Below are 7,756 nucleotides of genomic sequence, written 5' to 3'. Positions count from 1 at the left end.
CGTGGCTTCCTGTTTCCGGTCAAGGCGCTCTCAAGGGTCTTTCGCGGCAAGTTCATGGCGGCGCTGAGTGAAGCCCGAGGCGCGGGCCAGCCTCTGACGGAAGCGCTGGCAGAGGAGAAGGCGTGACAGGCGTTGCGCCGGCAGTTGCTGGCGCACGACTGGGTGGTCTACGCGAAACCGCCCCTCGGCGGACCGGAGCAGGTGCTCGAGTACCGGGGTCGCTACACGCATCGGGTGGCGATCTCGAACGAGCGTCTCGTCGGCATGGACGCGACGACGATCCGTTTCCGCGTGCGCGCGACGCCGGGCAAGCGCGTGCTCCAGGTGCCGGCGGAGGAGTTCATCGATCGCTTCTTCTTGCACGTCTTGCCGAACGGCTTCAAGCGGATTCGGCATTATGGTCTGCTGGCTCCGGCGGCGAAGGCCACCCACCTGGCGTTGGCACGGCAGGCCTTGTCGGTACCGGAACCCGATCCGGTGATTACGGCGACGGTGGCGGACTTCCTGCAGCGCGTCGGTCGCGCCGAGTGGGCGCGCTGCACGCATTGCCATGCGGGGCGATTCGTTCCGACGGCGGCGATTCCGCCCCGGCGTCCGGCGACGCCGCCGAGCACATCGGTTCGCGGACCGCCATGAGAACGGCTGGGCAGGGCCGAGGAGCCTCGGCGGTGGCGCTGGGTGACGCTTGGGGGTCGAGGCCGCCAGGAGCTGACGCGTCGGCGAGGCGACGAAGTCACGGTCTTGACCCGGGCTTGCCGCAACCCGACGGCCCGTTTGACTCCGGTGAGGCTCCCGCGACGACGCGGAAGGCTCTCGTGAACCCCGCGCCCGCGCGTCCGAACCCTACCCGTGGCTTGACCCAAGCCGCGGGACGCTTACAATCCCCATCAGTACTGCCGTCGAGGCGCTTCAGTCCAACGAGGTTTATCTGCCGCGGATACGCCACCGCTTGGACCCGGCGCTTTTGGCGCGGCCGATAAACGCTATTCGTTAGTTACCTTCGCGCAATTCAATCATCGGTTCGGTCAAACATGAAAATTGCCTCGTGGAACGTCAACTCACTCAAGGTCCGCCTGCCGCAACTGCTCGCATGGCTGGCAGCACAGCAACCAGACATCGTTTGCCTGCAGGAAACCAAACTTCAGGACCAGGACTTCCCGAGTCAGGAAATCGCGGCCCTGGGCTATCAGGCCGTCTTCTCGGGACAGAAAACGTACAATGGTGTTGCCCTGCTGACGCGAGAAACGCCGACGGATATCGTTTTCGGCAATCCGCTCTACCCCGATGAGCAGAAACGCCTGCTGGCTTTGACCGTCAGCGGCATGAGTGTGGTCTGCGCCTACGTCCCGAATGGACAGGCTATTGGCAGTGACAAGTATGCTTACAAGCTAGAGTGGCTGGATGCCCTCGCCCAATGGATCACCGAAAAACTCGACGCCAATCCTCAACTCATCCTGGCCGGCGATTTCAACATTGCCCCGGATGACCGGGACGTATACGACCCGGTAACCTGGGCCGGGCAGATCCTCTGTTCGGAGCCGGAACGTGCCGCTTTTCAGCGTTTGCTGAGTCTCGGCCTGATAGACAGCTTTCGCCTCTTCGCGCAAGCCGACAAGAGTTTCTCCTGGTGGGACTACAGGATGCTCGCTTTTCAGAAAAACCGGGGGCTGCGGATCGACCACATCCTGTTGTCCAGATCCCTTGCCGATCGCTGCAGGGGCGCCGCAATCCACCGGGAAGTACGCAAACTCGAACGGCCGTCGGACCACGCACCGGTCACTGCTGAACTGGCCGACTGATGTCCACGCCGCACACACTACTGGCGCTCCGTACCGAGCGAGCAGTTGGCCGTAGTATGCAGCGCATGGTCAGGCTGCCGGCTGGTGCGCAGGCCTTCACGGAAAGTCAGAACTGCCCGGGATTCCCGCTGCTTCTCGCCGGCACCATCCGGGGGTAGGCCAGCGGACGGGAGATAGTTCTTTACCGCGGCGAACCGGGCGGCTCCTGCCTCAACGGTTGAGGTCAGGTCGGCGCTGTACTGCAGCGCGCCGTCTTGAGGCTGTTGGCCAGGCGAATGTAGTCGTCCACCGACAGATCCTCGGCCCGACAGGCGGGTGAAATGCCAAGCACTGCCAGCAGTGAATCGTCGACCAGACCCTTGAGACTGTTGCGCAACATCTTGCGTCGCTGTGCGAAGGCAGCCGACACCAGCTTGGCGAACAAGGGGGTGTCGATCACCGACAATGTTGCTGCTGGGCGCGGAATCAGACGCACGATTGCCGAGTGTACCTTTGGCACGGGCTTGAACGCCTCTGGCGGAACATCAAGCAGCCTGTCCATCACGAATCGGTATTGCAGCATCACCGACAGGCGTCCGAATTCGCCACTGCCGGGTGCCGCGACCATGCGCTCGACGACTTCCTTCTGCAGCATGAAGTGCATGTCGCGCACGCAGTCGCCAAAGCCGGCAAGGTGAAAAAGGAGCGGTGTCGAAATGTTGTAAGGGAGATTGCCGACGATGCGCAGGCCGCGGCCTGCAGCGTCGGCCAACTCACCGAAGGCGAATGCCAGCGCATCGCCCGCATGTACTGTCAGCTTCTCGGACGCATACGCTTGCCGCAGCCAGATGATGATATCGCGATCGATCTCGACCACATGCAGATGGTCGAGCCTCCTCAAGAGCGGGCTGGTCAAGGCGCCCAGCCCGGGACCAATCTCAACCAGCAGGTCGTCCCGCTGCACCGCCAGCAGATTCACGAAGTCCGTGATGATCTGCTGATCAACCAAAAAATTCTGACCAAAGCGCTTTCGCGCGATAGGCGGCCGCATTCGATCAGCCCTTGCGGCTGACTCTCTTGACCATCTCGATCGTTTGCTCGATGGCCACCAGCAGGCTTCCGGGATCTGCCTGCCCGCTGCCAGCGAGTTCAAGCGCCGTCCCATGATCAACCGACGTGCGGATGATCGGCAGTCCCAGGGTGACGTTAATACCGTGACCAAAACTCGCGTACTTGAGCGCCGTCAGTCCCTGGTCGTGATACATCGCCAGAACGCAGTCGCCGCGTGCCAGCACCGGCGGCGAGAACATCGTATCGGCCGGGAGTGGCCCGAGCAGCGTCATGCCCTCTTCGGCCCTCAGCCTGTCGAGCACCGGGATGATCACGTCGATCTCTTCGCGGCCCAGATAGCCTCCTTCGCCAGCGTGCGGGTTGAGACCGGCAACCAGGATGCGTGGCCGAGCAATGCCATACTTGCTTCTCATCTCGCGATGCAGAATGTGCAGCGTTTCGGCAATCGCCACTTCGGTCACGGCAGCCGGTACATCCTTGAGTGGCAGATGCGTCGTCACCAGCGCTACACGCAGGCCGCCACCGGCCAACATCATCACCACCCGACGCGTTCCCGTCCGCTCGGCCAGGTATTCGGTATGGCCGGTGAAGCGAATTCCGGCGTCGTTGATCACCCCCTTATGGACCGGCGCGGTAACCATCGCAGAAAATTCTCCGGACAGGCATCCGGCCAGTGCGCGATCGAGCAGCGCCAGCACGTACGGCGAATTGGCTGGCGCCAGCCGACCTGGATGGGCATCGACTGCCAGGGGCAGGTGAAGAATCTCCACCTTACCTGCCTGCGGCGGTAGCGAAGGATCCCAATCGTGCAAATCGCAGGGCAGATTCAGCAACGCCGCCCTCGTAGCGAGCAGCGAACGATCTGCGAGAACGACGATGCGTGCAGGGAACGGTCGTTCACGCGCATGCTCAAGCAGGCGCAGGCAGATCTCGGGACCGATACCGGCCGGTTCGCCAGCCGTGACGGCCAGCACGGGCAAAGACGTCATTCGCTCAGCCTTCCTCAAGCCGGATTTCCACATACGCCCGGTCGCGTGCCTGGCGCAGCCAGTCCTGGTAGGCCTCGTCACGCTTGCGTTCGCGCAGCGTCTGGCGCGCCGCAGCGCGTCGCCGCTCACTCGAAACGTCCTGGATACGGCGATCAAGCACTTCGATCAGGTGAAAACCGAACGGTGACTGAACCGGTTGGCTGAGTTCGCCTGGTGCGAGAAGATTCATCGCCCGTTCAAACTCCGGAACGGTATCGCCGGGATAGATCCAGCCAAGATCGCCGCCTTTGGAGGCAGAGCCGTCCTGCGAGAAAAGCCTGGCCAACTCGGCAAAGTTTTCACCATGCTTGATCCGCGCATGCAAGCTCTCCAGCTTATGCCGTGCCTCCGACTCCGACACGACTTCATTGACCTTGATCAGGATATGCCGCGCGTGCGTCTGCTCGACGACCTGGACTGCACCGCCTCCGCGTTTGGCCAAGAGCTTGATCAGATGGAAGCCGTTCGAACTGCGCAGCACTGGCGACACCTCACCGACCTTGAGCTTGAGACTTGCCTCGGCGAACATCGTGGGCAGGCGATCGAGCGAACGCCAACCGAGATTGCCTCCCTTCATGCCGTCCGGAGCATCCGAATAGGCGGCCGCAAGCTGCGCAAAATCCTCGCCCTTGCTTGAACGTTCCAGCATCTGCTCGGCTTTGGCCCGCAGTTTCTGAATCTGCTCCGGGCTCGCCGACTCCGGCGCTCGCAGCAGGATATGCGCCAACTGATACTCTTCCTCAGTACCGCCCTGCACCGACGGACTGGCAAGATAGTTGTCCACTTCGCCGTCGGAGATGAAGATCTTGCTTTCCACCTCGCGCTCGCGCAGGCGGGCAATCGTGATTTCCGCGCGAATCTCTTCACGAAAGCTTGCAAACGCGATCCCGTCCTTTTCCAGCACTGCCCGGAACTGGGCGAGCGAAAGATTGTTGCCCGCAGCAATACGCTGCAGCGCCTGCTCGAGTTGCGCATCATCAATGCGTAAGCCCATGTCACGCGCCTGCTGCAGTTGCACCTTGTCCATCACCAGACGTTCAAGCACCTGCTTTTCGAGCACATTACGCGGTGGCGATGACATTCCCTGTCGCTGCAACTGACCCAACGCAGAATCGAGACGGGAACGCAACTCGTACTGCGTGATCACCTCATCATTGACCACCGCAACGATACGATCGACCGCGGCCGGCTGCCGTACTGGCTGCGGTTGTGCGGTTGCCAGCCCGACCAGGCAGGCGGGCAGAAGCACGCCACGAAATAGAAACTTCATCATGCAACCTATCATTCAGCCAAAGCTGGGTCAGTCGCCGCCTGGCCCACAGTGTATCCGGGGATCCTGCGCTGGAGAACAGTCAGCGGGTTTGTGCCAACGCTCGACAACCCGGTCAGGTCAAGTTGTACGAAAAACTGCGTGGTCGAGTCGGCCTGGGTCGTCTGAATCCGGTGAACAATCGTACGCAGCGCCCAGCAGCCCGCGTTGTACTCCAGTCCGCCAATGATCTCGACCGGTGTGGAATTGATCAACGAGTAGTTATAGCGACCGACCGCCTGCCAGCGAGCGTTGATCGGCCATTGCCCGGAAATGTCGAACTCCTTGATCGGTGTCGCCGCATCGACGTTGTAACGGTAACCGGCGTTCAGCACCTTGCCTGGCCCCGGCAGATAACGCGTACCGAGCGAGTAACGCTGGAGACGCTGGTCGTTGATATCGAACTGTACGGCAGCATCGGCGTACAGACGGGGTAACAACTGGCCACTGAAGGCGGCCAGCAAATCGGATTTATCCCATTTGCGGTCGGTGGTCCTGGCTTGCGCGCCCGGCAGGACCACCCGGTTATCGGTGAAGTAGAAGACTTCGCCAACCATCGCCCGCATGATTTCGCTCCCGGAAGATGAATCGACCAGGCGAGAAGCCACTGCAGCGGTCAATTGATTGGCATTGTTGATGCGATCCCAGCCGGAAAACTGGTTGTCGGCAAAGATCTGCGCAAAATTGAAGTCTGCGAGCGCGGTGTCGAAAACCGGAATGTTGTTTTGGTTCTGGTAGGGAATGCTCAGATAGAACAATCGCGGCTCGAGTGTCTGGGTATAGTCACGGCCGAACCAGTTGCTCGATCGCTCGAAGGTCATCCCGGAATCGACGCTGACAATCGGCAAGGTGCGGCTGATCGATGTAGGAAGCACATTCGCCGACGTTGGATAGGATAGTGAATACTGGGTAAAGTTAACCCCGATGCGCGGAACCACATACCACCCCGGCGTGACGTAGGGTAATGACACCTCGGGCTGCAACACGATTCGCTGCCCTTCAACCTTGTCTGCATCGGGGTGCACAAAAGCAGTGTATTGCCCGAAAAAAGCACTGTCGCTTGAGAACAGGTCGGGTTGTCTTGCGTTAATCGTAATCTGCGGTAACAAGCGATACGGCTTGGCCACCGGATTCTTCGGGTCGGGCTGCAGGGTCTGGAAAGACTGCAGATTGGCCGTTGCGTTCCACCAGCCACCCCCACCATAGCTCAGTACCCCCTGCTGCAGGAGTTGTGTCTTCGAGGTGCTGGTAATCTGACTGGACAGGTCGGTATAGTAGTCGTTGTCCGAAACCTTGGAGTAATTGATTGTCCCGGAGAATCCGTTGGCCTGCGTCTGGCTGTGATTCAACACCACGCCCCAGCGATCAGTGTTCGTTTTCCGGTCGTGCGGGAGATATTCGCCAAACGTCTCGCCGCGATAAGTTCCACCATAAACGGTATCGAGATAGCGAAATCCGGAGCCAAGCTGAAAGCCGCGTTTGCTGAGAATCCGGGACTCAAACGTTGCATCCATGTTCGGTGCGATGTTCCAATAGTACGGCACGGCGAGTTCCAGGCCGTTGTCACTGCTCGATCCATAGCGGGGAATCAGAAAACCGGACTTGCGCTCGTTGTTCAGCGAAAAGGAAGCCCATGGGGAATGCAGGATCGGTACGCCGAGAAAGTGTACCGTGGCGTCGTCGCCGCTCCCCACCTCATTATCGTAGTCGAGCTTCAATCTGGAAAAACTGAGATACCAGTCATCGTTGCCGGGCTTGCAGGTCGTGTAGGTGGCAGAGGTCAAACGATACTGATTTTCCCCTTCGAGATCGATGCGCTCGGCCTCGCCGCGCGCCTCCGTCAATTCGTTTGCCGGCTTTGTCGGACTCTTCAGCCGGGTCTGCCCGGGCTTGATGCCAAGCACACGCGGTGCGGCAAAACCGGTTGTCGATTCGTCCTGCTCGGCCCAGGGCAAATCCGGTTTCTTGCTGCCCTGCGCCGCAACCGCTGGTGCCGACTGCCGTTTGACGAAGTACGAAGCCTGATCGAAAAAACCGACCTGATCCTCGATCTTGAGGCGCCCCTGCGATCCGGAAATGACGTCCTCACCTTGCTCGATGCGCACCTTCCCGACTGCCTCGACCTCGTCGTCAACCGGCCAGTAGGTCAGGCGATCAGCAGTCAGCACGGTGCCGGCCTTGCGCAATTCCGCGGCATCTTCGGCCATCACCTCGCGGTCCACGACCCCCGAGATGCGCTGGGCGCTCAGGAAAACTGGTCGCGGCACCTTGCTCCCCGATACTGGCGGCAGTATCGCCGGGGCCATCCGCAATGACAACGACTCCGCATCGGGTAACGACTCGGCAAGCGCAGGAGCGATGGGCAATGACCCTGCCGGTACGGCAGACTTCTGTACCGATCCGGCGGCGGCTCCGACAGGCTTGGGCCTGACAACCGGCGGCACTGCCACACGGCGTTCGTCGTCCACTGCCGGAGGGGATTCCTGGGTCGCCTGTCGCGAGGATGGCAGAACCGCTTCTTCGTTTGGCTGGGCAAGCGCTGCGCCAGTTGTTGCCGCTGCGTCGGGCGG

Annotated in this window: 6 protein-coding genes; 2 read left to right on the top strand and 4 right to left on the bottom strand. The window is 60.9% G+C overall.

What is annotated here, in order from left to right:
* Nucleotides 1-132: 132 nt before the first annotated feature.
* Together CAPSK01_RS13530 and xth are read left to right on the top strand one after the other, a co-directional pair.
* Nucleotides 133-636 carry a transposase gene (locus tag CAPSK01_RS13530; RefSeq protein WP_273703670.1) on the top strand — a complete coding sequence of 168 codons (504 nt, stop codon included), beginning with the start codon at nucleotides 133-135 and terminating at the stop codon, nucleotides 634-636.
* Nucleotides 637-1,031: 395 nt separating this feature from the next.
* The gene (xth, locus tag CAPSK01_RS13525; protein WP_034927537.1) at nucleotides 1,032-1,799 is read left to right on the top strand and encodes an exodeoxyribonuclease III; all 768 of its coding nucleotides are present in this window, start codon (nucleotides 1,032-1,034) and stop codon (nucleotides 1,797-1,799) included.
* A 223-nt stretch (nucleotides 1,800-2,022) separates the two neighbouring features.
* Here xth and rsmA read toward each other — a convergent pair whose 3' ends face one another.
* The 4 genes from rsmA to CAPSK01_RS13505 form a co-directional block, all read right to left on the bottom strand.
* On the bottom strand, nucleotides 2,023-2,829 hold the full coding sequence (gene rsmA / locus CAPSK01_RS13520) for a 16S rRNA (adenine(1518)-N(6)/adenine(1519)-N(6))-dimethyltransferase RsmA (protein WP_034927534.1): 807 nt from the start codon (nucleotides 2,827-2,829) through the stop codon (nucleotides 2,023-2,025).
* 4 nt (nucleotides 2,830-2,833) lie between these two features.
* Nucleotides 2,834-3,838: a 4-hydroxythreonine-4-phosphate dehydrogenase PdxA gene (pdxA, locus tag CAPSK01_RS13515; RefSeq protein WP_034927531.1), complete on the bottom strand. Its 1,005-nt coding sequence runs from the start codon at nucleotides 3,836-3,838 to the stop codon at nucleotides 2,834-2,836.
* 4 nt (nucleotides 3,839-3,842) lie between these two features.
* Complete coding sequence (locus CAPSK01_RS13510) at nucleotides 3,843-5,150, bottom strand: peptidylprolyl isomerase (protein WP_034927528.1); 1,308 nt, start codon at nucleotides 5,148-5,150, stop codon at nucleotides 3,843-3,845.
* 8 nt (nucleotides 5,151-5,158) lie between these two features.
* Nucleotides 5,159-7,756, bottom strand: a 2,598-nt coding sequence (locus CAPSK01_RS13505) for an LPS-assembly protein LptD (protein ID WP_273703669.1), incomplete at its 5' end; no start/stop codon positions are given.

The organism is Candidatus Accumulibacter vicinus (assembly GCF_000584955.1).
GTDB classification, from domain to species: domain Bacteria; phylum Pseudomonadota; class Gammaproteobacteria; order Burkholderiales; family Rhodocyclaceae; genus Accumulibacter; species Accumulibacter vicinus.
The sequence above is the reverse complement of the archived record's forward strand: the minus strand, read 5'-3'. Positions and strand labels throughout refer to the sequence as shown.

Excerpts from the sequence above, each read along its gene's own strand:
- xth (WP_034927537.1), top strand. The coding sequence starts at position 1,032 with ATGAAAATTGCCTCGTGGAACGTCAACTCACTCAAGGTCCGCCTGCCG.
- pdxA (WP_034927531.1), bottom strand. The coding sequence starts at position 3,838 with ATGACGTCTTTGCCCGTGCTGGCCGTCACGGCTGGCGAACCGGCCGGT.
- CAPSK01_RS13510 (WP_034927528.1), bottom strand. The coding sequence starts at position 5,150 with ATGATGAAGTTTCTATTTCGTGGCGTGCTTCTGCCCGCCTGCCTGGTC.
- rsmA (WP_034927534.1), bottom strand. The coding sequence starts at position 2,829 with ATGCGGCCGCCTATCGCGCGAAAGCGCTTTGGTCAGAATTTTTTGGTT.